The organism is Aquipseudomonas ullengensis (assembly GCF_014174475.1).
Taxonomy (GTDB): Bacteria; Pseudomonadota; Gammaproteobacteria; order Pseudomonadales; family Pseudomonadaceae; genus Aquipseudomonas; species Aquipseudomonas ullengensis.
The window spans coordinates 335,123-360,468 of the sequence record NZ_JACJUD010000004.1; the positions used below are offsets into that span (position 1 = coordinate 335,123).

Below are 25,346 nucleotides of genomic sequence, written 5' to 3' on the forward strand. Positions count from 1 at the left end.
ATCAGACACCCCAGAGAATCTGCACGCCCCAGACGAAGTACGCGAACATCGCGATACCGCAAACCGCCTGGAACAGGAAACGCACGACAGTTGCCCACTTGCCCAGCGCCATCGGCGTCAGGTAGTCAGTGGAGATGGTCCACATGCCGACCCAGGCGTGTACGCCCAGGGCCACCAGGGCCAACAGACTGAAGATGCGCATCGCCGTGTGAGCGAACAACGCGTGCCATTCGGCATAGCCGAGGCCCGGATTCACCACGAGGAAGCCGATCAGGAACAGGAAATAAGCCGCGAGAACGACCGCAGATACACGCTGGGCCATCCAGTCGTAGAGGCCCGAGCGGGAGAAGTTCGTTACGTTAGTTACCATATCCACACCCCTGCCAGCAGGATCACCACCACGGAAACCAGGATGACGATTTTCGAGCCTCGTTTGCCGCCTTCCAGCGACTCACCGACACCCATGTCCATGATGAGATGGCGTACACCGGCCACCAGGTGATACAGCAGAGCGGACAGCAGACCCCAGATAATCAGCTTGGCCAGCGGACTGGTCAGACACGCCTTCACGTCTGCAAAGCCTTCCTCCGAGCTCAGCGACTTGTCGAGTGCAAACAGCATCACGGCAAGGCCGACAAAGAGAATGACCCCGGAAATACGGTGCAGAATGGACGTATAAGCGGTGATCGGGAGTTTTATAGTCCTGAGATCTAGGTTTACAGGTCGTTGGCTATTCACGGCTTTTTTCACACTAGAGGCCCCAAACAAACAGGGCAAGTTGTCGGGAAGTGCACTGGTCAGGTACCCCTCACCAAGGGAGTGCCAGCCTCCAGAATGCAGGCCCTAAAGCCCCTGGCGGCCGGGCGCAGAGTATAGACAGTTAGGTTACTAATGACAACGCAAAGGCCCACGCCAAAATGCTCATTGAATGACTCTTGCAAATGGCGTAAAGGGCACTTCCAAATACTGTAAAAGATGGCTGGAACCCGTCTGCCGTCTGGCTTAGCGCAAATTGACATTCAAATTTATGTCTCTATAGTGTCCCGGGCCCTGCGTGGGGGGCTTCTGATGATTTCAAGCATAAACAGGAGGCCGAACATGGCTGACAAAAAAGCGCAGTTGATCATCGAGGGCAATGCCCCCGTAGAGCTGCCCGTTCTGACCGGCACAGTTGGTCCCGATGTAGTTGACGTACGGGGCCTAACCGCCACGGGTCGCTTCACCTTTGATCCTGGCTTTATGTCGACCGCCTCTTGCGAGTCGAAAATCACTTATATCGATGGCGACCAGGGCATCCTGCTGCATCGCGGCTACCCGATCGAGCAACTGGCCGAGAAGTCTGACTACCTGGAAACCTGCTTCCTGCTGCTGAACGGCGAACTGCCGACAGTTGAGGAAAAAGCCAAGTTCGTCAGCACCATCAAGAACCACACCATGGTTCACGAGCAGTTGAAGAGTTTCTTCAACGGCTTCCGCCGCGATGCCCACCCGATGGCCATCATGTGCGGCGTAGTCGGCGCCCTCTCCGCCTTCTACCACGACTCCCTGGACATCAATAATCCGCATCACCGCGAAGTTTCGGCCATGCGCCTGATCGCCAAGATGCCGACCATCGCCGCCATGACCTACAAGTACTCCATGGGTCAGCCGATGATGTACCCGCGTAACGACCTGAACTACGCGGAAAACTTCCTGCACATGATGTTCAACACCCCGTGCGAGATCAAACCGATCAGCCCGGTGCTGGCCAAGGCGATGGATCGTATCTTCGTCCTGCACGCCGACCATGAGCAGAACGCCTCTACCTCCACCGTACGCCTGGCCGGTTCGTCCGGTGCCAACCCGTTCGCCTGTATCGCTGCCGGCATCGCCGCGCTGTGGGGCCCGGCACACGGCGGCGCCAACGAAGCCGTACTGAGCATGCTGGACGAGATCGGCAGCGTCGAGAACATCGACAAGTTCATCGCCAAAGCGAAGGACAAGAACGATCCGTTCAAACTGATGGGCTTCGGTCACCGGGTTTACAAAAACCGCGACCCGCGCGCCACCGTGATGAAGCAGACTTGCGACGAAGTGCTGAGCGAGCTGGGCATCACCAACGACCCGCAGCTGGAACTGGCCATGCGCCTGGAAGAGATCGCCCTGACCGATCCGTACTTCAAGGAACGCAACCTGTACCCGAACGTCGACTTCTACTCGGGGATCATCCTCAAGGCAATCGGCATTCCGACCAGCATGTTCACCGTGATCTTCGCCCTGGCACGCACCGTCGGCTGGATCTCGCACTGGAAAGAAATGCTCTCCAGCCCGTACAAGATTGGCCGTCCACGCCAGCTGTACACCGGCTACACCCAGCGCGACATCGCGCCGCTGGATCAGCGCAAGTAAGCACTGCGCTAACGAAAAAGGCTGCCAATTGGCAGCCTTTTTTCATTCCAGCCCGCTATCAGCGGCTTTCAGCCTTGGCACGCATGGCGCTCAGGGTCTTGAAAGGCGCATCCACCACGAAACTGTTGGCCAGCAAGGACGGCACGCTGCCACCCGGCTCGGTGTGCACCTGGTAGGTCACTTCGACTTCGCCGGCGGCCTTCGGCACGAACGTCCAGGCACCTTCCAGGCTGGCTACGCGCACGTAATCCTTGTCCACGGGCAGGTACTGCGGCTGACCATCCATCTTGCGCAACATGCTGCCATCGGGGTTTTCGGTGGTCACCACATGCAGGATCGAATCCCGTGCGGTCACCGGCCAAGGCATCTCGAAACGGGTATAGACCCAGCTCTCGTTGCCCTCGTGCTTGAGCAGGCTCTGCTCGGCACAGGCATGAATCCAGGCACAGGAACCCTGAACGTCTTCCTGCAGGGCGCGCAGCTTGGCGATGTCCGCCTTGATTGTGGTCACGCCACGGTAGGCCTTGTATTTGGAGCCCGGCACCGAGCTCAAATAGATGCGGATACCATCCTCGTCCTTGGCCAACGTCCAATCCTCGGCATGCACCGCAGCGCTCGCCAGCAGGCCCAGGCTGCAGATTGCAGCCGCTCGACTCAACGGAATCATCGATAACCTCTCGTACAAGTAGCGCACTACGGCAGACCTGCCACAGCGCTTGGAGTTCATGGCACTCAGGCCGTGGCCTGCTCCAGCCAGCCGATCAGGCGGATTGCCTGCTCGCGGCTATCGCCGCAGACCTCAGGATCGGCGGCAAAGCCCGAACACACGGCCGGGCGATCGGCGCGGCCGAAAATGCCGCACATAAAGGCGGCAGTCAGATTTACACAGCGCTCGCCCGCGGCCTTGCCATTGGGCATACCGGGAATCGGGGAGCTGATGGAAGGCGCGATGCAGCAGGCACCGCAGCCGGCACGACACTCCATGAAGGTCTCTCATGAATTGAACGGCGGCGATCTTACCGCCTGCAAGCCAGTCCCGGCACCCCTTCCGTCACCTGTTTTCACGCTGAGAGACAGTCCTCAGGCAGGTCGATCAAAAGGCCAGTTCTACTGGCAGCAAGGACTTGGCCGACCGCCCTGGCACGTTTAGGCTGGCCGCTTTGCCACAGCGAGTACCCCGCCATGCCGGTCTGGATGCAAACCGCCGCGCTGCTCACCCTGTCGAATGTATTCATGACCTTCGCCTGGTACGGCCACCTGAAGACGATGAACAGCAAGCCCTGGATCATCGCGGCACTGGTCAGCTGGGGCATTGCCCTGTTCGAGTACCTGATCATGGTGCCGGCCAACCGCATCGGATACACCGAATTGTCGGTCGGCCAACTGAAGATCATGCAGGAAGTCATCACCCTGGCGGTGTTCGTCCCCTTCAGCGTCTACGTGATGCAGCAGCCGCTGAAGCTGGACTACCTATGGGCAGGTCTGTGCCTGCTAGGTGCGGTGTACTTTATCTTCCGCACCTGACTCGGGTAGCCACGGACGACGCAGATGCCAGCGCCTCAGGGGCGCTGCTTGAGCCGGGAAATCAGGCTGGAAGTATCCCAACGCCCGCCGCCGCCGGCCTGAACGTCGGAGTAAAACTGGTCGACCAACGCGGTCACCGGCAACTGCGCACCATTGCGCCGCGCCTCTTCCAGCAGGATCGACAGGTCCTTGCGCATCCAGTCCACAGCGAAACCGAAGTCGAACTTGCCGGCCAGCATGGTCTGGTGGCGGTTTTCCAGCTGCCAGGACTGCGCCGCACCCTTACTGATAACCTCCATCGCCGCATGCCCGTCGAGGCCGGCGCACTGGGCGAAATGCAGGGCCTCGGCCAGGCCCTGAACCAGGCCGCCGATGCAGATCTGGTTGACCATCTTGGTCAGTTGACCGCTGCCCACCGGGCCCATCAACTTGATCATCTTGGCGTAGGCGTCGATCACCGGCTCAGCGCGCTTGTAGAAAGCCTCCTCGCCCCCGACCATCACCGTCAGCATGCCGTTCTCGGCGCCGGCCTGGCCGCCGGATACCGGCGCATCGAGAAAGCCCAGGCCCAGCCCGACAGCGACACCCGCCAGCTCACGGGCGACAGTCGCCGAGGCCGTGGTGTGATCGACCAGTACGCTGCCCGGCTCCATCCCGGCAAACGCGCCATCAGGCCCCAGCAACACACTGCGCAGGTCATCGTCATTACCTACGCAGGTCATCACGAATTCGGCACCCTGCGCCGCTTCACGTGGTGTCAGTGCATGCTCGCCGGCGTATTTGTCACTCCACAGCTCCGCCTTGGCTGGCGAGCGGTTGTACACGGAGACTTCGTGCCCTTCGCACGCCAGATGTCCGGCCATGGGGAAACCCATCACGCCCAGACCGATAAACGCCACCTTTGCCATGCCCCACCTCCTCAATTACAGGTGCCCAAGCATAGCCCGTATCAAGGGGTAGCCGACCAGCACAACCTCGTGCGAAAACTGTATAGGTCGGGCTTTGCCAAGGCGCGTGCGCCCTTCCATACTGGCTTGCGCGCAAGGAGAGCTTATGCAGCAGCACTGGCTGGTAATCGACCTGGAAGCCACCACCGAAGAAGGCGGCTGGCCGGTCGAAGAAATGGAGATCATCGAGATCGGCGCCAGCCTGGTGGCCAGCGACGGCCATGAGCTGGATCACTTCCAGCGTTTCGTACGCCCGCTGCGACGCCCCTGCCTAACCAGTTTCTGCCGCGAGCTGACCCACATCAGCCAGGCCCAGATCGATGCAGCGCAGCCGCTGGCCGCAATTTGGCCACAGTTCGAACGCTGGATCGGCGGGCACCTCTCTCACCTGGCCGGCTGGGGCAGCTGGGGCGACTACGACCGCCGCCAGTTCGAGCTGGAATGGCGCACGCACGGCCTGCACAGCCGCCTTGCCGACCTGCCCCACCTCAACCTCAAGCAGCGCTTTGCCAGCGCCCGCCAACTGCAGCGCCCGGTAGGCCTGAACAGCGCGTTGCAGCTGGCCGGCCTGAACTTCCAGGGCCAGCAGCACCGCGCCCTGGAAGACGCACGCAATACGGCGCGGCTGCTGCCGCTGATTCACCCTACATAAGAGCCCGCTCACGGCCTCCGGGCTTTCGCTCAGCCTGCGCTAGAAATGGTCTGGCTGTAATTCAGAAGATCGTAAACAGCCTCTAAGCGGATGACGTGCCCACGCACCTTCGGCATACTGGCGGGCCATTTTTAACCCCCTCCGAGGAGCCCTGCATGTTCAAGGTCAACGAGTACTTCGACGGCACCGTCAAATCCATCGGTTTCGCCATGAGCGAAGGTCCGGCCACCATCGGCGTGATGGCTCCGGGCGAATACGAGTTCGGTACCAGCCAACTGGAAGTCATGCACGTGATCGCTGGCGCCCTGGTCGTCAAGCTGCCAGGCAGCGAGAAGTGGGAAACCTTCGCCGCCGGTAGCCAGTTCACCGTTCCGGCCAACAGCAAGTTCCAGCTGCAGGTTGCCGTAGAGACTGCCTACCTCTGCGAATATCGCTGAGTTCGCAGCGCTACAAAAAACCGGCCCCGGTGGCCGGTTTTTTTATCGCCCCAGCCCGACCGACCAGTCACACCCACGGATAGCCCCATGTCCCGCTCCAGCGCTCTATTCCTGCCCATCGCCCTGCTCCTGATCGCGATGGTTTCCATCCAAAGCGGTGCCTCCCTGGCCAAAGGCCTGTTCCCGCTGGTCGGCGCCGAAGGTACCACCGCACTGCGCCTCAGCCTGGGCGCTCTGATCCTGTGCCTGGTCATGCGCCCCTGGCGCACACGCGCCAATGTGTCGGCCTGGCCATCGCTGCTGGGTTATGGGTTGTCGCTGGGCGCCATGAACCTGATGTTCTACATGTCGCTGAAGACCATTCCGCTGGGCATTGCCGTGGCCCTGGAGTTCACCGGTCCGCTGGCCCTGGCGCTATTCGCCTCGCGGCGCTTGCTGGACTTCGTGTGGATCGCCCTGGCGGTGTTCGGCCTCTGGCTGTTGCTACCGGAAAGTGGCTCCACCGGCCATCTGGACCCACTGGGCATGGCCCTGGCCCTGGGCGCTGGGGTGTGCTGGGCGCTGTACATCGTCTTCGGGCAGAAAGCCGGCGCCGAGCATGGTGCGCAAACCGTGGCGTTTGGCACCATAGTCGCGGCGCTGCTGGTGTTCCCGATCGGCCTCTGGCAGAACGGCAGCGCGCTGTTTTCGCTGGACCTGCTGCCCATCGCCCTGGGCGTCGCGGTAATGTCCTCGGCCCTGCCCTACAGCCTGGAAATGTTCGCCCTGACCCGCATGCCAGCGCGCACCTTCAGCATCCTGATGAGCATGGAGCCGGCGATTGCCGCGCTGACCGGCCTGCTGTTCCTCAGCGAGCGCCTGACGGGCAACCAGTGGCTGGCGATTGGCGCGATCATCCTCGCCTCGGTCGGCGCGGCTGCCACCAGCAAGGGCAAGCCGGTTCCGCCAGTCGAACACTGATCCGGCGGGCGTTACAGCGCGCGCAGTTCGCTGCTGATCGCCAGATGCTCAAGCTCGGCCAGGTATTCATCCAGGGTCAGCAGGCCAAGGCACGGTATCGCCCCTCGGGTTACCAGCGTGCCGGCCGCCAGTTTGCGCGCCAGCGCCACGGCGGCCATGCAGGGGATGTTCGGCCCGTCGTTGTGCAGCGCCTGCAACTCCCAGCACAGGGTTTGTGCCTGGCCGGCCTGATCCAGCCCCTGCAGGCGCACGAACATGCCGCTCAGGCCGTCACCCAGTGGCTCGACCAGCACGGCGCCACGGCGCAGCACGCCGGCCAACGGCACACCGCTGCGTAACAACCCGCCACGCACCAGCCAGGACAACAACCAGGTGCCGAACTGGGTCAGCCGCAGGCCGACACCCGCCGAGAAGCGCACGCTACGCACCCCGGGATAGCGCGCCGGAAACAGTTCGAGGTCGGGAATATCGCAGTTGCCCACCCAGCGTCGGCCCAGCGGCGCGGCGAAGTCATGCGGGCTGAGATCCTGCCAGCCATAAACGCGCTGCCAGGCGCCGTCGCGCCACTGACTGAACGGTTTGCCGCAATAGTTGAGGACTGCCGCCAGGGTCGACACGCCCGGCGTTTTCTCCGATGAACTGATGCCGTGCCAGATGCTGTCCAGGCGCGAGAAGCGTGGCAACAGGCTGTCGATCACCGCCGCGCTGAGTGCCGGCACCGAGCTGGCGCCGCCACAGACCAGCACCCCGGCACGTTGCGCTGCCGCATCCAGCTCACCAATGGCGCAGACGAACTCGCGCGCATCGGCCAGGTCGACGTAATGCACGCCGGCCGCGATGCAGGCCTGGGCCACGCGGTAATCCTGGTTCTGGAACGGCCCGGCAGTGGAAATCAGCAGGTCCGCATCCAGCGCCGCCAACTGCTCGGCCAGGTCCGGGCTGTTCATGTCCAGTTGCAGCGCGCTGGCGCCTGTCTGCGCCGCCAGCGCCTGGGCTTTGGCCAAGTCACGCCCGGCCACCCAGATGCGCATGCCACTGCTGGCGCACAGGCGCCGGACAATCACCGCGCCGAAGTTGCCGTAGCCACCCAGCACCACCACGCCAAATTCCCTTTGCGTCATGCCCCACTCCTTGCGTCAGACCGCCTCGGCGCTGTCGGTATTGAACTGCAGCTCGGCCAGTCGCGCATACAGCGGGTTGCTCGCCACCAGCTCGCTGTGGCTGCCGATGGCCACCAGACGGCCGTGCTCGATCACCGCGATGCGGTCGGCACTCTTCACCGTGGCCAGGCGATGGGCGATCACCAGGGTAGTGCGCCCGCTCATCAGTTGCGGCAGGGCTTGCTGGATCAGGTGTTCGCTTTCCGCGTCGAGGGCACTGGTGGCCTCGTCCAGCAGCAAAATCGGCGCATCCACCAGCAGCGCGCGGGCAATCGCCAGGCGCTGACGCTGACCGCCAGACAGCCCCAGTCCGGCGTCACCCAGGTGGGTCTGGTAACCCTGCGGCAGCCGCTGGATAAACTCGTGAGCATGCGCCGCGCGCGCCGCCGCTTCGACTTCGGCCTGGCTGGCGTCGGGCTTGCCGTAGCGCAGGTTGTCTTCCACGGTGCCGTAGAACAGCGCCGGGCTCTGCGAAACCAGGGCAAAACAGCGGCGCAGATCCGCCGGATCAAGCCGCTCGATGGCCATGCCTTCGACCAGGATGTGTCCGGCTTGCGGGTCGAAGAAACGCAGCAGCAAATCGAACAGGGTCGACTTACCCGCCCCGGAAGGCCCCACCAGCGCCAGGGTTTCACCCGCGCGCACCTGCAGGCTGATGCCATCCACGGCGAAATGCTCAGGCCGTGACGGGTAGGCAAAGCGCACCTGATCCAGCTCCAGCGCGCCACTGATGCGTGGCGGCAGCTGCAGCAAACCCTCACGCGGTGCGGTAATCGCATTGTCGGTCTGCAGCAGTTCGGCAATGCGTTCGGCGGCGCCCGCGGCGCTCTGCAATTCGCCGATCACTTCACTGACCGCACCGAACGCCATGCCGACAATCAAGCTGTAGAACACGAAGGCCGCCAGGTCGCCGCCGGAAATCTTCCCGTCGATCACATCCATGCCACCGACCCAGAGCATCACCCCGACCGCACCGAGCACCAGCACGATAACCACGGTGATCAGCCAGGCACGCTGCTTGATGCGTTTGCGGGCCGTATCGAACGCCGCTTCCACGGTCTGGCCGAAGCGCAGCTGATCCTGCGTCTGGTGGTTATAGGCCTGCACCGTCTTGATCTGGCCCAGCGATTCGCCGACATAGCTGCCGACATCCGCCACCCGGTCCTGGGTTTGCCGCGACAAGGCGCGCACGCGCCGGCCGAAGATCAGAATCGGCGCCACCACCAGCGGCAGGGCCGCAATAACGATGGCGCTGAGCTTGGGGTTGGTGAAAAACAGTAAGCCAATGCCACCGACCATCATGATGATGTTGCGCAGCGCCATCGACAGCGAGGAGCCGATCACCGTCTGCAGCAACGTGGTATCAGCAGTCAGGCGCGACTGGATTTCCGAGGCGCGGTTGCTCTCGTAGAAGCCCGGGTGCAGGCCGATCAGGTGGTTGAACACGCGCTTGCGGATATCGGCGACGAAGCGTTCGCCGATCCACGACACCAGGTAAAAACGCGTGAAGGTGCCCACTGCCAGCGCCACCACCAGCCCGAAGAACAGCAGGATCGAATGGTTCAGCGCCTGCTGCGACTGGGTCGCCAGGCCCTGGTCCACCAGCAGGCGGATGCCCTGGCCCATCGATAACGTGATGGCGGCGGTGAACATCAGCGCCAGCAAGGCGCCGATCACCCGCCAGCGGTACGGCGCAACGAAACGCCCGGCCATGCGCAAGGCATTGCGCTGGCGGGAGGACAGAATCGATAGCATGGGCACTCGCAGATGGGCCGGGGCCCAAGTAAGGAATCGTAGAGGCCTGCCGTACGACAGAGACAGGCCTCAGCAGCAGATGGGGGCACTACCGCGCAACATCAAGGCGTGCCTTACTGCCGCAGAGCCTGTTTACGGGCTCCTGGATTAGAGCCAGACAAGGCAAAAACGGCCGAGGAAGCGCAGTTTACGAATTGTAAATGAGCATGACTCGTTTCACTCGCCCTTCGGGCCGCGCTGAAGCGCGTTAGCCGCAAGCGGCTTCCCGAGGCCGTTTTTAACGCAGTATGGCCGCGAGTCAGGAGGTCGTAAGCAGGCTCTCAGCCCTGCAGGAAGCGCCCGGCATGATCGGCAGACGGCAGCAGGCATGTGTCGTAACGGCCAAACAGGCGATAACGGTTCAGCGCAATGCGGTCGTAGGCCCAGTCGCGCAGCACGCGCGGCAACACACGCAGCCAGGCGGCCCAGCGCCACGGCGCCGGCAGTTGCGCAACGATGCGCAGCACCGCGTCGGAGCGCACGAACAGCTCGGCCCCTTCGACATAGGCCATGGTGTCGAAATGGTCGGTCGGCAGACCGAACCACTGCAGCAGCGCCTGCCCCTCGGCAGACTGCACCGAACACAGCTTGAACAGCTGCTGGCGGTCATGGCGAATAAGGAACTTCGCCCAGCCATTGCACAGCTTGCACACGCCATCGAACAGCACTACGCGGTCGCCAGGCTGGATCAATGGAGGTAAGGCGGACTGATTCATGGCAGCGCTGCTCACGATGACGGAAAACGGTAGTGACCGATGATCGTGAAGCGGAACAGGATGTCCTCTTCGCGCGTGCCACGGCCGATATTGTGCAGTACCAGCGGGACGCCGTCGGCGCTTTGGCGATCCGAGACGATGCCGATATGGGTCAGGCCGCGGCCGAGATCCCAGGTCACTACATCACCGGCGCGGTAGTCCGCCGGTTGATCGCTGATAGGTTGCGCCAACCCCTGGCGGCGTAGCCAGGCCATCAGGTTAGGCACGCGGCGATGGTCGATATTGCTGTCCGGGCGCTTGAGTCCCCAGCTCTGCGGGTAGCTGGAGAAATGCGCGGCCATGTCCTCGTGCACCGTTTTCTGCAGATCCAGCCCCTGAACCCGCAAGGCGCGAATCAGTACGTCGGTGCACACTCCGGTGCTCAGCGGCACATCGCCATTGGGATAGGCGAGGCGCCGGTACACCGGGTCATAACCGAGAGTCACGCCGACCTGGCTACGCGCGTCGCTCACCAATTGCAGCGGCTGGATTGGCGCCGCCCACACAGGCAGCGCCAGCAATACCAGCAGCGCGAACAAACCACGCCAGGCCGTGCCAGCACGCTCAGCGGCCACAGCCCGCACCTCGGCAAGTCTCGGTATTGAAGTCATAGAGCGTGGAATGCCCCAGCTCACCTTCCGGGTATGGCACCCCCTTGGGCAGGAAGAAAGTCGCCAGGTGCGCACCATACAACCCGGCCGGCAGGCGCTGGGCCTTCAGCAGCACATAGCCGTTATGCACGAACAGCTGCGAGGGTTCTACGGGCGTGGCCATGGGCGGCAAACCTTCCCCACGCTGGCTTTCCTTGGCCGAGATGATGGCCTGCCAGGCAGATATATCGGTGTTTTCCGCCGGGCGCATCAGGCCCTTCTCTACCGCCTCGGCGAGCCCGGCCGGCCCGGCCTTGGGCAGGCTGGTATCGACGAAGCTGTCCGGTGGCGAGTCTGCCGAGGTCAGCTGCACCGCGTCCTTCGGCAGGGGTTCACCCAGCACCATCGCGCCATTGCCGATCTGGTAGACCAGGTCGACATTGCGCTGGAACACGCGCTGCGCCAGCGGGTTGAGCTCGGCCCGGTGCTCGTCGCTGACATACAGATAGCCGCACGGGCCCTTGTCCTCATAGCTGCTGGTGCGCAACGGGGTTTCCGCCGGCAGCCCCGCCACCACCTGACGGTGATAGCCGACGGCAAGCACCGCAAGGATCTCGGTGTCTTCGGTCCAGCCGATGTTCCAGATCGACGGCTCGTACGCCCCCAGCAGCAACACCACCGGGCGATCCGGCGAGTTCACCAGGATGTCGAACTGGGTGGCCTGGTGCCCGCTCCGGTCGATCTGCACATCCAGCTCGCGACCGCCGTAGTTGCCGGCGGCATACACCAGCGTGTCATCCGGTAGCTCGAGACCGGGCAGTTCGCAAACCGGGCTGGCCTGCTGGAGCACGTTCTGCGGCACCGAGACCTGGAACGGCACCAGCTCTGGCGGGCTGTCGCTGGATAGCGCCTGAATGCGCTTGCGATACAGGTCAATCAGGCAATCACGGTCATCCACCGGGCACAGCTCGGTGCGTGACGACAACCAGCTGCGCTGCACCTTGAGCGCGGCTTTGCGCTGATCCTCGTCGAGCTTCTTCTGCTGTTCGCCGAAACGTCGACCGAGCAAGCCATCCAGCCGGTCCAGCTCCTGATAGGCGCAGATCGTGCGCTCGATGGGTTGTTGCGCCTTGGCGCAGTTGAAACTCGCGGCCAATAACGACTCAGACGCAAACAGCAAACCGATACCGCAGAACAGCAAGCGCATGAAACCTCCTTGTTGAAAGTGTGCCAATCGCCCTCTGGCGAGGGTCATGGGCGGAATTTCGGGTGGCGCGGCAGATCATCATTGATCGGCCACCAGTTGGCCTTGCTGGCGACAAAACTGTGGGCATCAGGGCGAGTGGCCAGTTCACCGTCCATCGTGCCGGCGCGAATGCGCAGCACGCCCGGCAGTTTCTCGGTATGGCTGTAAATGGGCGAACCGCAGGTGCCACAGAACACCCGCTGCTTACCCGGCGAAGACTCGAAAGAGCGCAGCTGGTCGCTGCCGCCAAGCAGCTCGAAGTCGCCCTGCGCCACCGGGATATTACTGGCGAACGGCCCGCCCTGGGCCTTGCGGCACTGGCTGCAGTGACAGATCTGGATCGGCGCCAGCTCGCCCTGAAGACGAAACTGCACCGCGCCACACAAACAACTTCCCTGATACATGGGTTGCCCTCCTTGCTGCCTTCCCACCGATTATGTGTTCTGCCCACCCCAGCCCAGCGGATACAGCAGTTCTTCCTTGTAGCCCGCCCACACGCGCAACGCATCCGGAAAGCTCTCATCCAGCGCCGGATCACCGCTGTCCACCAGCAGCGGACGACCTTCAAGTGTCGCCAGCTTACGCTTGGTCGCCACTACCCGCAGGTGCTCCAGGCCAATGGCGCGCAGTACACGCGGGCTGATCTGCTGGTTGCCGCGACCGATGATATGGCCCTGGCCACCAATGGCCGTGACCAGCAACCGCGTCGGCTGGCGGTCAACCAACTCGAACAGCTGCGCTTCGGTGACGTCGCGGGCGATCACCACGCCGTTCTCGATCACATCGACGCCCAGCAGCGTGGTCTCCAGACCCAGGTTGGCAGCCAGGCCGTGCAGCGTGGAGCCGGGGCCGAACACGTAGCGCACCCCGTCCTCCCAGCTTTCCTGCAGCCAGTCAGCGAGATCGACCAGTACCAGTTCCTCGGACTCCATGCCGGCCTGCTTCACATGCTGCATGAACTCGCCTTCAACCGGCACGCACAGCTCACCGTACCAGCGTGCACTGACCTTGCCCTCGCGCAGCGCGGCTTCGTCGATATCACGCACCTCGCCGCTGGCCAGGCGCACCAGGCCGCCCTCCACCAGGCGCCGGGCCATTTCACCGGCCGCACGCGGGCTGATGGCATAGACCCCGGAGTGGATCTTCACCCCGGCCGGAATGCCCAGCACCGGCTGATCTTCGCGCGCCGCGCTGCAGACATCGCGCGCGGTGCCATCGCCGCCGGCAAACAGGATCAGCGCGCAACCGGCTTCCTGCAGCAATTGCACCGCCTGCCGGGTGTGCTCGGCACAGGTCGGGCCGTCACCGGCGCTGCCCACTACGCGGTGGGCGTAGCCCAGCTCGGCCAGCAAGTCAGCGCCCATCGGCCCGGCAAAGGTGAGGAACTGCAGGCGCGAAGCCACCGGGCGCAAGCACTCCAGGGCGATGCGCGTACGCTCGGCGGCGCGTGGCGTGGCGCCCAGGGCCAATGCCTCGGCGGCGACGCCATCACTGCCCTTGAGCGCCGCTGGTCCGCCAAGGCCGGCCAGCGGGTTGATGATCAGCCCCAGGTGGAACAAGCTCATTCACTCTCCGATAGGTAGACGACGGGTCGAGGGCGAATTGTGCCCAAGCCTGCTCGTGACGACTACAAGTCCTGAATCAGTTCGAACCTCGGCGCCAGCCAGAGGGTCAACCACCCCAGGATGATCAGTGCAGGGCCTGTTGTACGCCCTGCTTTAGCGCCTCGCTTGGCGCTTTTTACTGTCACCGCGCGTTCATCTGACCGCCCTAGACTGCGCGCATCAACGGATGAGGAGACAGACCATGCACCTGAACGACAACCGCTCCAGCCCACGCTCCGCTCGCCAGAACCAACAGCAGAGCGTTGGCGGCGCCATCATCGATGCCCAAGGCCGCGAAGTGCCGATCACCGAGCTGATGGTCCAGCAAGCCTGCCGTGAGCTGGAAAAGTACTACCCGCAAACAGCCAAGCGCGGCTGACGTGTCGGCCTCCGGCAACGACTCCGTCGCCGATCACGGCAAGGGGTCGTTGCCGTTTCTTGCTTCCTGACCGCCCGCGCGCTCAGAGCAGCGTGCTGCCTAGGGCGCGCACGCGCTTGGCCAACTCCGGCGCATCGCCTTGTATTCGCACGTGCAGCCCGTCGATCTCGCGGCGCGGCGGGTAATGCTTGCGCAGCGCATCGAAGGCGGCGCGGCGCTGGGCTTCATCACCCAACAGCGTGCGGCGGAAATCGGCATCGTCGCGCCTCGGGTCATACACCGCGCGGCAGAGCATGGCCAAGGCCCAGTCGGGGTTAGTCGCGGACTGCAGATCGATGCTGCCCAACCAGGCCGGCGGCAGCAGATCGGCCAGTTGCACCTGCTCCACCAGGTCGCTGGCGGCGCAGAAGGCCTGGTAGATCTGCGCGGTGCCGCGCAATTTGCCGTCCAGGCTGTAACCGGCGATGTGCGGCGTGGCGATATGGCACAGCTGGGCCAGATCGCGACTGGCCAGCGGCTCACCTTCCCAGACATCCAGCGCCACCTGCAGCTCGGCACCACCGCGCAGATGAGCCAGCAGCGCCTGGTTATCCACCACCGCCCCGCGGCTGGCGTTGATCAGCCAACTGCCCGCACTCAACTGGGCCAGTTCGGCAGCACCGAGCAGATGGCGCGTGTCGTCATCCAGCGGGGTGTGCAGGCTGATTACATCGCACTCGCGCAGGATGGTCGGCAGATCGACGAAATCACCACCTTCCAACACCTGCCGTGGTGGGTCACAGACCAGCACCTGCCAGCCCAGCCCACGCAACACCTGGACCAGACGTGCGCCGACCTGACCCGCGCCGACCACGCCATAGCGGCGCTCGGCCAGCGGCTTGCCGGTTTTCTCGGCCAGCGACAGCAGGCAACCCAGCACGTAATCCACCACGCCACGGGCATTGCAGCCGGGCGCACTGGACCAGGCGATGCCGGCTTCCTTGAAGTAGTCGAGGTCGAGGTGATCGGTGCCGATGGTACAGGTGCCGACAAAGCGTACCTGGCTGCCCGCCAGCAACGCCCGGTCGACACGGGTCACCGAGCGCACCAGCAGCACTTCGGCATCTCCAACGGCAGCGCGGTCAATGCTGCGGCCCGGATAGCGGCTGACCGGGCCAAAACCGGCAAAGAATTCGTCGAGCAGCGGGATGTTTTCGTCGGCAACTATCTGCATGGGTTACTCCAATCACGAGGCGCCATTCTAGGCGCAGAGCGGCGCGCGCGGTAAGCCGCGCTTTTCTGACCAAGCGGACAGGGCTAGACTGTGCCGCCTTGCGCTGCACCCGCCGGATTTCCCCATGCCCGCCCTCTCCCGCCTTGTCCGCATCCGCACCGAACTGCGTGCCCTGCTGGCATTGGCCACGCCGATCATCATTGCCCAACTGGCCTACACCGCCATGGGCTTCGTCGACACCGTGATGGCCGGGCGCGTCAGTCCCCATGACCTGGCGGCCGTGGCCCTGGGCAACTCGCTGTGGGTGCCGGTATTCCTGCTGATGAACGGCATCCTGCTGGCCACCACGCCAAAAGTGGCGCAGCGTTTCGGCGCCGGTCAGCAGGAACAGATCGGCCCGCTGGTGCGCCAGGCGCTGTGGTTGGCCCTCGCCGTGGGCTTTGCCTGTGCGGCACTGCTGTGGAATGCCGAACCGGTGTTGCGCTTGATGCAGGTCGAGCCGTCGCTGGTCGAACTGTCGATGGGCTACCTGCGCGGTATCGCCTGCGGCTTCCCGGCTGTGGCGCTGTACCACGTGCTGCGCTGCTTCAGCGACGGCCTCGGGCATACCCGGCCGAGCATGATGCTCGGCATCGGCGGCCTGCTGCTGAACATCCCGCTCAACTATGTACTGATCTACGGCCACCTGGGCTTCCCGGCCATGGGCGGCGCCGGTTGCGGCTGGGCCAGCGGCGCGGTGATGTGGTGCATGTTGCTGGGCATGCTGTGGTGGGTGAATAGCGCGCGGTACTACCGGCCAAGCCAGCTGTTCAACCACTTCGAGTGGCCGCAATGGGCGGTGATTCGCCGCCTGCTCAGTGTTGGCGTACCGATTGGCGTGGCGGTGTTCGCCGAATCCAGCATCTTCTCGGTGATCGCCCTGCTGATCGGCGGCCTCGGCGCCACGGTGGTGGCCGGGCACCAGATCGCCCTGAACTTCAGCTCGATGATCTTCATGATCCCCTACTCCCTGGCGATGGCGGTGACCGTGCGCGTGGGCCAGGCCCTGGGCCGTGGCGAACCCCGGGAAGCGCGCTTCGCCGCCGGCATCGGCATGGGCAGCGCGCTGGCTTATGCCTGCCTGTCCGCCGGCCTGGTACTGCTGCTGCGTGAACCGATCGCGATGATCTACAGCCCCGACCCGACGGTGATCACCGTGGCCGCCACTCTGCTGGTGTACTCGGCGCTGTTTCAGTTCTCCGATGCCGTGCAGGTCACGGCTGCCGGCGCGCTACGCGGTTATCAGGACACCCGCGCGACCATGCTGATCACCCTGTTCGCCTATTGGGGCATCGGTTTGCCGGTGGGCTACAGCCTGGGGCTGGCAGACTGGTTCGGCGAACCTTCCGGGCCCAGCGGCTTGTGGCAAGGCCTGGTGGTGGGCCTGACCTGCGCCGCCCTGATGCTCGGCGTGCGCCTGGCGCGCAGTGCGCGTCGGCGTATCCGCGCTGCGGCTTACGTCAGCAAGGGTGCGGTGTCGGCGTAACGCGACCAAGTACGGAGGCCTGGCCGTAGGAGCGAGCTCTGCTCGCGAAGCTTTCGCGCTTGCAGGATCGCGAGTAGAGCTTGCTCCTACGAAAAGCAGCAAAGAGGCTCAGGCAAGCTTCTTGCGAATCCAGTACAGGTAGGTCCCACCTTCTTCGCTCTGCTCGACTAGCTCATGGTCGAGAAACATGCAGAACTTGGGGATATCGCGGCGGGTCGAGGGGTCGGTGGCAATCACCTTGAGCAGGCCGCCGGCCGGCAGATCGCGCACCTTGTTGTGCAGCATCATCACCGGCTCGGGGCAGTTCAGGCCACTGGCATCAAGAATGGCATCGGGTTGCAGGGACATCGTCAGGCTCCAGAAACGGCCAGGTATTGTCGCGCAAAGCCTGGCCTGTGGTCACCTGGAGCGCTTCAGAATCTGTTTACGATTCCCTGACTGTCGGCCAGCCTGCGTTAAAAACAGCCTCGGCAAGCCGCTTGCGGCTAACGCGCTTCAGCGCGACCCGAAGGGCGAGTGAAACGAGTCATGCTCATTTACAGCTCGTAAACTGCGCTTCCTCGGCTGTTTTTGCCTTGTCTGGCGCTAATTCAGAAAATCGTAAACAGGTTCTTAGATCCAGATGATCAATGCCACGATTAGCGCCAGCAACAGCCACTGCAAGCCGTAATAGGCCGTGCGGCTGCGTTTTTTCAGGGCCTTGGCACGCAGGCGGACCTTGTACAGGTAGTGGAACGCGCGGTTGATGCCACCGGTGGCGTCCTGCTCATCGTTGGGCGAACTGGCTGCGGCCATGACCTTGCGGCTGAACCAGCGATTGAGCGCCTCGGCCCAGCGGTACTTGAGCGGCCGCTCGATGTCGCAGAACAGGATCAGGCGATCCTTGTCGGTGGTGTTCTCGGCGTAGTGGATAAAGGTTTCGTCGAATACCACACCCTCACCGTCGCGCCAGAAATAGCGTTCGCCATCCACTTCGATGAAGCAGTCCGGCGAATTCGGCGTCACCAGGCCCAGGTGATAACGCATCGAGCCGGCGTAAGGGTCGCGGTGGCGCACCAGACGCGCACCGGGCGGCAGCTCGGCGAACATGGCGGCCTTGATCTGCGGAATGCTGCGCACCAGTTCGGTCGTGCGCGGGCACAGGGTTTCGGCCGAGGGATGGCTGTCGCCGTACCACTTCAGGTAAAAGCGCTTCCAGCCAGTCTTGAAGAACGAGTTGAAACCGGCGTCGTTGTGCCCGTCGGCCTTCTTGATCCGACCCAGCTCCCACAGGTGCAGCCCTTCGGAGCGGATCACTTCCCAGTTGTCCTCGATCACCTTCAGCTCGGGGAACACCTCCGGCTTGTGAAACGGCGTGCCGGGCAGCTTGGAGGTCAGGTACAAAATCGAGTTGATCGGAGCGAGGAAGGTCGAGTGCTCCTTCAACTGGCGGCCGATCTTGTGCCGTACACGTCCACGAAAATGGACATGCGCCACACTGGCGAAGAACAGCAGCAACAGAGCGATTTTCAAGAGGTTCTTCCTCGGAATTGCATCAAGCCGGAAATAATCGCGCCACTATAACGTCAAGCCGATATCACTCAAAGCCCCGAAAAATGGCTCCTGCCCCGCACCAAAAACCCGTCAACGCCCCAGGCGGCGCAGGTGGCAGGTGACTTCCTCGCGGTCGTGATAGAGCTGCTTGCAGGCAATCGATACCTTGATCTTGCGCTCGGCAAAAGCCTCTTCCAGGCGCAACAACAGACGGCAGACCTCGGCATAGCGCTGTTTCATCGGCAGCTTGAGGTTGACCACTGCCTCGCGACACAGGCCTTCGCCGATCCAGGTTTCCAGCAGCGCGGCGTTGCGCGCCGGCTTCTCGACGATATCGCAGACCATCCAGTCCACCGGCTGCTTGGGTTTCCAGGTGAAGCCATCGACCATCAGGTGCTGCACCAGCCCGGTGTCCATCAGGCTTTCCGCCATCGGGCCGTTGTCGATTGCAGTGACCAGCATGCCACGCTTGACCAGTTGATAGGTCCAGCCGCCGGGCGATGCACCGAGGTCAACGCCGGTCATCTCGTCCGACAACCGTTCATCCCACTGCTCGCGCGGGATGAAGGTGTGCCAGGCCTCCTCCAGCTTCAGGGTGGAGCGGCTCGGCGCCTCACGGGGGAACTTCAGCCGTGGAATGCCCATCGGCCACAAGGCCTGGTTGTCCGCCTCGGCGATGCCGAGGAACACTTCGCGGCCGCTCTTGAAGGTCAGCAGCAGGCGCGGCTTGTGCGGGTCGTCGACCAGCTTGCCGGCCGCGCTCAGCGCCTTGCGCAGCGGTGCCTCGAACTTCTTGCAGAAGTTCGACAGCTCCTTGCCGTCGTTGGTATCGAAGACTTCCAGCCACAGACTGCCGCACACCGGGTATGCAGCGAGGCTGGCCAGCAGCACGCTGATGCGGTCGGTTTCCGGCAATTGCACGTAGCTGCCGCGCGCCCACTGCCGCGGGAAGATCAATTTATTGAACCGCAGGCCACGCATCAGCCTCTCAGCACCATCAGCCTCGCTGCAGACGAACTCGGCATGGGCGCTGCTGGCCTTGCCCTTGGCATAGCCGGCCACCTCCAGGCGCGCGGCGTGTTCGCTGATCTCGGAACAGACTTCACCTTCGAAGCCCGGGCGGCAGTGCAATAGCAGGGTATTCATCGCAGTTCTCCTCAAGCGGCGCATGATAGCCGAGTCGACCCGCTACAGCGCGTCCGCCATACCCGCCAGACTGGCAGGAGCTGACCGGGCGGACTAGTTTCACTAGTTCCGCCGCCGCGGGACCTGACCGTGCAGGAGATACAAGATGCCCTCTCTAGATAGCCTGAATTGCCAGCGCAGCCTGGAAATCGACGGCAAGACCTACCAGTACTTCAGCCTCGAAGCCGCCGCCAGCAGCCTGGGCGACCTTGATCGGCTACCGATGTCGCTGAAAGTGCTGCTGGAAAACCTGCTGCGCTTCGAGGACAACGCCACCGTCAGTGCCTACGACATCAAGGCCATGATCGACTGGCAGCAACAGCGCCGCTCCGACCATGAAATCCAGTACCGTCCCGCGCGCGTATTGATGCAGGACTTCACCGGCGTGCCGGCGGTGGTCGACCTGGCCGCCATGCGCGCAGCCATGGCCAAGGCCGGTGGCGACCCGCAGAAGATCAACCCGCTGTCACCGGTGGATCTGGTCATCGATCACTCGGTGATGGTCGACAAATACGCCTCATCCGCTGCCTTCAGCGAAAACGTCGACATCGAGATGCAGCGCAACGGCGAACGTTACGCCTTCCTGCGCTGGGGCCAGAGTGCCTTCGACAACTTCGCCGTGGTACCGCCGGGCACCGGCATCTGCCACCAGGTCAACCTGGAATACCTGGCGCGCACCGTGTGGACCAAAGAGGAAGACGGCCAGACCTTCGCCTTCCCCGACACCCTGGTCGGCACCGACTCGCACACCACCATGGTCAACGGCCTTGGCGTGCTCGGCTGGGGTGTCGGTGGCATCGAGGCCGAAGCGGCGATGCTCGGTCAGCCGGTGTCGATGCTGATTCCCGAGGTGATCGGCTTCAAGCTCAGCGGCAAGCTCAAGCCCGGCATTACCGCCACCGACCTGGTGCTGACGGTGACGCAGATGCTGCGCAAGAAAGGCGTGGTCGGCAAGTTCGTCGAATTCTACGGCGATGGCCTGGCCGACCTGCCCCTCGCCGACCGCGCGACTATCGCCAACATGGCCCCGGAGTACGGCGCCACCTGCGGATTCTTCCCGGTGGATGCGATCACCCTCGGCTACCTGCGCCTGTCCGGCCGCCCGGAGGCCACGGTAAAACTGGTCGAGGCCTACAGCAAAGCCCAGGGCCTGTGGCGCGAACCCGGCCACGAACCGCTGTTCAGCGACAGCCTGGAGCTGGACATGGACAGCGTCGAAGCCAGCCTGGCCGGGCCACGGCGCCCGCAGGACCGAGTGGCGCTGCCGCAGGTGAGCAAAGCCTTCGACGAACTGCTGGGGCTGCAGCTCAAGCCAGCCGACGGTGACAAGGTCGGCAACGGCCTGGTCGAGCAGGATGGCCAGCGTTACCAACTGCAGGACGGCGCCGTGGTGATCGCCGCCATTACCTCCTGCACCAACACCTCCAACCCCAGCGTGATGATGGCCGCCGGCCTGCTGGCGAAGAAGGCCGTGGAGAAAGGCCTGCAGCGCAAACCCTGGGTAAAGAGCTCGCTGGCCCCCGGCTCCAAAGTGGTCACCGAATACTTCGCCGCAGCCGGCCTGACCCGCTACCTGGATGAACTGGGCTTCGACCTGGTCGGCTATGGCTGCACCACTTGCATCGGCAACTCGGGGCCGCTGCTCGAACCCATCGAGCAGGCCATCCAGAAGGCCGACCTCACCGTTTCCGCCGTGCTGTCCGGCAACCGCAACTTCGAGGGCCGCGTGCATCCCTTGGTCAAGGCCAACTGGCTGGCATCGCCGCCGCTGGTAGTGGCGTATGCCCTGGCCGGTAACGTGCGCATCGATATCAGCCGCGAGCCCCTGGGCACCGGCAAGGACGGCCAACCGGTGTACCTGCGTGACATCTGGCCGAGCCAGGAGGAAATCAGCCAGGCCATCGCCAAGGTGGACACGGCCATGTTTCGCAAGGAATACGCCGAAGTGTTCAGTGGCGACGCGCAGTGGCAAGCCATCGAGGTGCCGCAGGCTGCCACCTATATATGGCAGCCCGACTCCACCTATATCCGCCACCCGCCGTTTTTCGAAGGCATTGCCGATGCCCCACCACACATCGGCGACATCCACGGCACGCGCATCCTCGCCCTGCTCGGCGACTCGGTGACCACCGACCACATTTCCCCCGCCGGCAACATCAAGAAAGACAGCCCCGCCGGGCGCTACCTCAGCGAACACGGGGTGGATTACCAGGACTTCAACTCCTACGGCTCGCGCCGGGGCAACCATGAAGTGATGATGCGCGGCACCTTCGCCAACATCCGCATCCGCAACGAGATGCTGGGCGGCGAGGAAGGCGGCAATACCCTGCACATCCCGACGGGCGAGAAGCTGGCGATCTATGACGCGGCCATGCGCTACCAGAGCGAAGGCACGCCCCTGGTGATTTTCGCCGGCAAGGAGTACGGCACCGGCTCATCCCGCGACTGGGCAGCCAAGGGCACCAATCTATTGGGCGTCAAGGCGGTGATTGCCGAAAGTTTCGAGCGTATCCACCGCTCCAACCTGGTGGGAATGGGCGTGCTGCCGCTACAGTTCGGCGAGGAGCAGAGCCGCAAGACGCTGGGCCTGACCGGCCAGGAAAGCATCGATATCAGCGGCCTCGACGGCGTCAGCCTGCGCCCGCAGATGAACCTGACGCTGACCATTACCCGCGCCGATGGCAGCCGGGAACAGGTCGAAGTGCTGTGCCGCATCGACACTCAGAACGAGGTGGAGTACTTCAAGGCGGGCGGCATCCTGCACTACGTCTTGCGCCAGTTGCTCGCCGCATGAGCTATACCGGCGGCGGCTTGCCCGCCGCCGGTTGGCTTTCCTGCTTTATTCAGTTGCTCAGCACGGCCACCACCGGCGTGCGTCCGTAGACGTCCTCCAGGCGCTCGATATCGTCCTCGCCCAGGTAGCTGCCGGATTGCACCTCGATGATCTCCAGGGGGATCTTGCCGGGGTTCATCAGGCGGTGCACCGACGCGATGGGGATATAGGTCGACTGGTTTTCGGTGAGCAGGAACACCTTGTCGTCGCAGGTCACCTGGGCCGTTCCAGACACCACGATCCAGTGCTCGGCGCGGTGGTGGTGCATCTGCAGCGAGAGCTGCGCGCCGGGTTTGACGGTGATGTGCTTGACCTGGTGGCGGGTGCCGTTGTCCACCGAGTCGTAGCTGCCCCACGGCCGGTACACAGCGCAGTGGCTCTGGGTCTCCGGACGGCCGAGGGAATCCAGCACGCCGACCAGCTTCTTCACATCCTGTACCGAATCCTTGTGCGCGATCATCACCGCGTCCTTGGTTTCCACCACCACTACATCGTCCATGCCAATCAGCGTGACCAGCTTGGACGTGCCATGCACGAAGCTGTTGTGGCTGCTGTGGGTGACCACATCGCCCTTGAGCACGTTGCCGTCACTGTCTTTCTCGTGCACATCCCACAACGAGGACCAGGAACCGACATCGTTCCAGCCCGCCGACAGCGGCACCACGCAGGCCCGCGAAGTTTTCTCCATCACCGCGTAGTCGATGGAGTTGTCCGGGCAGCACTCGAAGGTGCCAGCATCGATGACCACCACGCCCGCAGCGGCCTTGCTGCGCTCCAGCGCCAGGACACAGGTGTCGTAGATGTCCGGTTCATGGCTGCGCAACTCGTCCAGATAACGGCTGGCGCGGAACAGGAACATGCCGCTGTTCCAGAAGTAGCAGCCGCTGCGGACGAACTCGGCAGCACGCGCATGATCGGGCTTTTCGACGAACTGCATGACGCGGTGCGCGCCAGGGATCAGCGAATCGCCCTCTTCGCTACGCCCGACCTTGATGTAGCCAAAACCGGTTTCCGGGGTCTGCGCAGGGATGCCGAACAGCACCATCTCGCCCTCTTCCGCCGCGATGCGCGCCAGCTCCAGGGAGCGGCGCAGGTTCAGTTCGTCGGTGATCACATGGTCGGCCGGCAACACCAGCATCAGCTCGTCGCGCCCCTCGCCCAGCAGGTGCAGTGCCGCCATGGCCACGGCCGGTGCGGTGTTGCGGCCGAATGGCTCGAGCAGCATGGACTGCGGCGTGACACCGATCTGCGCCAGTTGCTCGTTGACGATGAAACGGTGCTCCAGGTTGCACACCACCAGGGGCTTTTGCATGCCATCGAAGGACAGGCGCTGCAGGGTCTGCTGGAACAGCGACTTGTCGCTGGTCAATGGCAGGAACTGCTTGGGATACAGCTTGCGCGACAAAGGCCACAGGCGAGAGCCGCTACCACCAGAAAGGATTACCGGGATCATTGGGTCAGTCTCCATTCAATATCCGTTTAAACCGCCATCCGCTACATGCGGTGGCAGGACTACCTCAAGGCAGGTGCCGGGAAAACAACTGGGTCATATCACCACCGAGCCGATAGGTGCCCAATGGTTCTATGGAACGCCGCCACGCTTGCGTGCTCTCCGAGCACGGGTACAGCGCGCAGTAAGGCTCCAGCCAGGCAAAACGGTTTTTCTCCTGCAGGTCCTCAAGGGTCTGCGGGTAACCGGTTTTTTCTTGGAATATCTTTGGGTCGCGCAAACCGGACTCCATGCGCTGCGCCAAGCGCTGCAGGGCTCCGGAATTCTCCTTGCGCAGATCCAGGCCATTGGCCTGGGCGAAAGCGGCGATCATCAGCAACGGCCCCATGCTGTAGTTGTGGTACGCCAGCGCGCGAGTCTGCCGGGACAGCTCAAGCGGCAAGTAACCCTCAGCGTCGACCTGTTGCATACCGTGCCGGTACTGCGCCACGGACCAGTCGAACAAGTCGTGTCGATCAAGCACTACAGCAGTGGCCATCACCGACCAGGCCGCCCAGTACTGGTGGTTGTTGCGCCGATCCATCGGCTGGGCGTTCCAGTCGACCACCACCTGATCGGCCAACTCACCCAGCCATTCTTCGATGCGTTCAGCCTCGTCGGCATGCCTCTTGAGCGGCTGGGAGCGGGAAAATTTCAAGCGCAGGTAGGCACCCGACACGCTCCCCAAAGCCCATTTGCGCACCGACTTGCCGGTGTGGTTGTAACGCTCGCTGAGCAGCGCATCGGCGTCGGCCCAGCTATGCAGCCAGGTCACCACGCAATCGGCATAAGCCTGCTGGCCTGTTTCGAGGTAACGGGCGACCAGCCGATTGCTGCCGTTCTCCAGCAGGCGTACATCGTCGGTGAGTTGTGCATAGCGGGCGGCTGCCTCGCTGTTGATCTTGTCGCGCGCAGCACCAGAGCCGGAATACTTGCTCGGGAAATACAGCTCCCCGGTATAGGGCGTCGGCACTGCTGGGCAACTCCGGGGCTTGCCCTGGGGCTCCGCCGCGCTCAGCAGATAACCCCCGGGCGGCACCAGCGTAGCGCGGCCGTCATGCTCCCAGGAGCACCCCTGACCGAGCCCCAGCAACACCGCCAAGCCGATTACCTGCAATACGCGCATGCTCGC

At 63.5% G+C, this 25,346-nt stretch carries 26 protein-coding genes; 8 read left to right on the forward strand and 18 right to left on the reverse strand.

Features of this window, described 5'->3' with window-relative positions; all coding sequences use genetic code 11:
• Position 1: 1 nt before the first annotated feature.
• Together sdhD and sdhC are read right to left on the reverse strand one after the other, a co-directional pair.
• Positions 2-370 (reverse strand): succinate dehydrogenase, hydrophobic membrane anchor protein, encoded by a 369-nt coding sequence (gene sdhD, locus H3H51_RS13915; RefSeq protein WP_183089650.1) that lies wholly within the window; start codon positions 368-370, stop codon positions 2-4.
• Positions 364-750: a succinate dehydrogenase, cytochrome b556 subunit gene (gene sdhC / locus H3H51_RS13920; RefSeq protein ID WP_183089651.1), complete on the reverse strand. Its 387-nt coding sequence runs from the start codon at positions 748-750 to the stop codon at positions 364-366. The genes sdhD and sdhC overlap by 7 nt, the downstream gene beginning before the upstream one ends.
• A gap of 348 nt (positions 751-1,098) precedes the next feature.
• Here sdhC and gltA point away from each other — a divergent pair, with 348 nt between their 5' ends.
• Positions 1,099-2,388: a citrate synthase gene (gene gltA, locus H3H51_RS13925; protein WP_183089652.1), complete on the forward strand. Its 1,290-nt coding sequence runs from the start codon at positions 1,099-1,101 to the stop codon at positions 2,386-2,388.
• Positions 2,389-2,446: 58 nt separating this feature from the next.
• On the opposite strand, the gene H3H51_RS13930 is transcribed toward gltA, so the two are convergent.
• Positions 2,447-3,055 (reverse strand): START domain-containing protein, encoded by a 609-nt coding sequence (locus H3H51_RS13930; protein WP_183089653.1) that lies wholly within the window; start codon positions 3,053-3,055, stop codon positions 2,447-2,449.
• A 65-nt stretch (positions 3,056-3,120) separates the two neighbouring features.
• Positions 3,121-3,372: a YkgJ family cysteine cluster protein gene (locus H3H51_RS13935; protein WP_183089654.1), complete on the reverse strand. Its 252-nt coding sequence runs from the start codon at positions 3,370-3,372 to the stop codon at positions 3,121-3,123.
• Positions 3,373-3,570: 198 nt separating this feature from the next.
• Between H3H51_RS13935 and H3H51_RS13940 the strand changes: the two genes are divergently transcribed.
• The gene (locus H3H51_RS13940; RefSeq protein ID WP_183089655.1) at positions 3,571-3,912 is read left to right on the forward strand and encodes a DMT family protein; all 342 of its coding nucleotides are present in this window, start codon (positions 3,571-3,573) and stop codon (positions 3,910-3,912) included.
• Positions 3,913-3,947: 35 nt separating this feature from the next.
• Here H3H51_RS13940 and H3H51_RS13945 read toward each other — a convergent pair whose 3' ends face one another.
• Positions 3,948-4,820: an NAD(P)-dependent oxidoreductase gene (locus H3H51_RS13945; protein WP_183089656.1), complete on the reverse strand. Its 873-nt coding sequence runs from the start codon at positions 4,818-4,820 to the stop codon at positions 3,948-3,950.
• A gap of 145 nt (positions 4,821-4,965) precedes the next feature.
• Between H3H51_RS13945 and H3H51_RS13950 the strand changes: the two genes are divergently transcribed.
• From H3H51_RS13950 to rhtA, 3 genes are all read left to right on the forward strand, one after another.
• Positions 4,966-5,511 carry an exonuclease domain-containing protein gene (locus H3H51_RS13950; protein WP_183089657.1) on the forward strand — a complete coding sequence of 182 codons (546 nt, stop codon included), beginning with the start codon at positions 4,966-4,968 and terminating at the stop codon, positions 5,509-5,511.
• 155 nt (positions 5,512-5,666) lie between these two features.
• Positions 5,667-5,948, forward strand: coding sequence for a pyrimidine/purine nucleoside phosphorylase (gene ppnP, locus H3H51_RS13955; protein ID WP_183089658.1), 282 nt, complete (start codon positions 5,667-5,669; stop codon positions 5,946-5,948).
• An 87-nt stretch (positions 5,949-6,035) separates the two neighbouring features.
• Complete coding sequence (gene rhtA / locus H3H51_RS13960; protein WP_183089659.1) at positions 6,036-6,908, forward strand: threonine/homoserine exporter RhtA; 873 nt, start codon at positions 6,036-6,038, stop codon at positions 6,906-6,908.
• A gap of 11 nt (positions 6,909-6,919) precedes the next feature.
• Here rhtA and H3H51_RS13965 read toward each other — a convergent pair whose 3' ends face one another.
• The 7 genes from H3H51_RS13965 to H3H51_RS13995 all read right to left on the reverse strand — a co-directional run bounded on the left by H3H51_RS13965 (position 6,920) and on the right by H3H51_RS13995 (position 14,018).
• On the reverse strand, positions 6,920-8,029 hold the full coding sequence (locus tag H3H51_RS13965; RefSeq protein ID WP_183089660.1) for a saccharopine dehydrogenase family protein: 1,110 nt from the start codon (positions 8,027-8,029) through the stop codon (positions 6,920-6,922).
• 15 nt (positions 8,030-8,044) lie between these two features.
• The gene (locus tag H3H51_RS13970; protein WP_183089661.1) at positions 8,045-9,823 is read right to left on the reverse strand and encodes an ABC transporter transmembrane domain-containing protein; all 1,779 of its coding nucleotides are present in this window, start codon (positions 9,821-9,823) and stop codon (positions 8,045-8,047) included.
• 320 nt (positions 9,824-10,143) lie between these two features.
• On the reverse strand, positions 10,144-10,578 hold the full coding sequence (locus tag H3H51_RS13975; protein WP_183089662.1) for a thiol-disulfide oxidoreductase DCC family protein: 435 nt from the start codon (positions 10,576-10,578) through the stop codon (positions 10,144-10,146).
• Positions 10,579-10,589: 11 nt separating this feature from the next.
• A complete protein-coding gene (locus tag H3H51_RS13980; protein ID WP_407926508.1) occupies positions 10,590-11,147 on the reverse strand; it encodes a DUF1287 domain-containing protein in 558 nt (185 codons plus the stop codon).
• A gap of 34 nt (positions 11,148-11,181) precedes the next feature.
• A complete protein-coding gene (locus H3H51_RS13985; protein ID WP_183089664.1) occupies positions 11,182-12,414 on the reverse strand; it encodes a lysozyme inhibitor LprI family protein in 1,233 nt (410 codons plus the stop codon).
• Positions 12,415-12,458: 44 nt separating this feature from the next.
• A complete protein-coding gene (locus H3H51_RS13990; RefSeq protein WP_183089665.1) occupies positions 12,459-12,857 on the reverse strand; it encodes a GFA family protein in 399 nt (132 codons plus the stop codon).
• A 30-nt stretch (positions 12,858-12,887) separates the two neighbouring features.
• Positions 12,888-14,018 carry an ATP-NAD kinase family protein gene (locus H3H51_RS13995; RefSeq protein WP_183089666.1) on the reverse strand — a complete coding sequence of 377 codons (1,131 nt, stop codon included), beginning with the start codon at positions 14,016-14,018 and terminating at the stop codon, positions 12,888-12,890.
• Between the two features lie 241 nt (positions 14,019-14,259).
• Here H3H51_RS13995 and H3H51_RS14000 point away from each other — a divergent pair, with 241 nt between their 5' ends.
• Positions 14,260-14,436, forward strand: coding sequence for a PA1571 family protein (locus H3H51_RS14000; protein WP_183089667.1), 177 nt, complete (start codon positions 14,260-14,262; stop codon positions 14,434-14,436).
• Positions 14,437-14,518: 82 nt separating this feature from the next.
• Here the strand turns inward: H3H51_RS14000 and pdxB are convergent, their stop codons facing one another.
• On the reverse strand, positions 14,519-15,649 hold the full coding sequence (gene pdxB, locus H3H51_RS14005; RefSeq protein WP_183089668.1) for a 4-phosphoerythronate dehydrogenase PdxB: 1,131 nt from the start codon (positions 15,647-15,649) through the stop codon (positions 14,519-14,521).
• Positions 15,650-15,773: 124 nt separating this feature from the next.
• Here pdxB and H3H51_RS14010 point away from each other — a divergent pair, with 124 nt between their 5' ends.
• The gene (locus H3H51_RS14010) at positions 15,774-17,174 is read left to right on the forward strand and encodes an MATE family efflux transporter (protein WP_183089669.1); all 1,401 of its coding nucleotides are present in this window, start codon (positions 15,774-15,776) and stop codon (positions 17,172-17,174) included.
• 108 nt (positions 17,175-17,282) lie between these two features.
• Here the strand turns inward: H3H51_RS14010 and tusA are convergent, their stop codons facing one another.
• From tusA to rlmM, 3 genes are all read right to left on the reverse strand, one after another.
• The gene (tusA, locus tag H3H51_RS14015; protein ID WP_183089670.1) at positions 17,283-17,522 is read right to left on the reverse strand and encodes a sulfurtransferase TusA; all 240 of its coding nucleotides are present in this window, start codon (positions 17,520-17,522) and stop codon (positions 17,283-17,285) included.
• Positions 17,523-17,786: 264 nt separating this feature from the next.
• A complete protein-coding gene (gene lpxO, locus H3H51_RS14020; RefSeq protein ID WP_183089671.1) occupies positions 17,787-18,686 on the reverse strand; it encodes a lipid A hydroxylase LpxO in 900 nt (299 codons plus the stop codon).
• Between the two features lie 111 nt (positions 18,687-18,797).
• Positions 18,798-19,853: a 23S rRNA (cytidine(2498)-2'-O)-methyltransferase RlmM gene (rlmM, locus tag H3H51_RS14025; protein ID WP_183089672.1), complete on the reverse strand. Its 1,056-nt coding sequence runs from the start codon at positions 19,851-19,853 to the stop codon at positions 18,798-18,800.
• 145 nt (positions 19,854-19,998) lie between these two features.
• Between rlmM and acnA the strand changes: the two genes are divergently transcribed.
• Complete coding sequence (gene acnA / locus H3H51_RS14030) at positions 19,999-22,686, forward strand: aconitate hydratase AcnA (protein ID WP_183089673.1); 2,688 nt, start codon at positions 19,999-20,001, stop codon at positions 22,684-22,686.
• A gap of 49 nt (positions 22,687-22,735) precedes the next feature.
• Here the strand turns inward: acnA and H3H51_RS14035 are convergent, their stop codons facing one another.
• Positions 22,736-24,178: a mannose-1-phosphate guanylyltransferase/mannose-6-phosphate isomerase gene (locus H3H51_RS14035; protein ID WP_183089886.1), complete on the reverse strand. Its 1,443-nt coding sequence runs from the start codon at positions 24,176-24,178 to the stop codon at positions 22,736-22,738.
• A 64-nt stretch (positions 24,179-24,242) separates the two neighbouring features.
• A complete protein-coding gene (locus H3H51_RS14040) occupies positions 24,243-25,340 on the reverse strand; it encodes a mannuronate-specific alginate lyase (RefSeq protein WP_183089674.1) in 1,098 nt (365 codons plus the stop codon).
• Positions 25,341-25,346 lie beyond the last annotated feature (6 nt).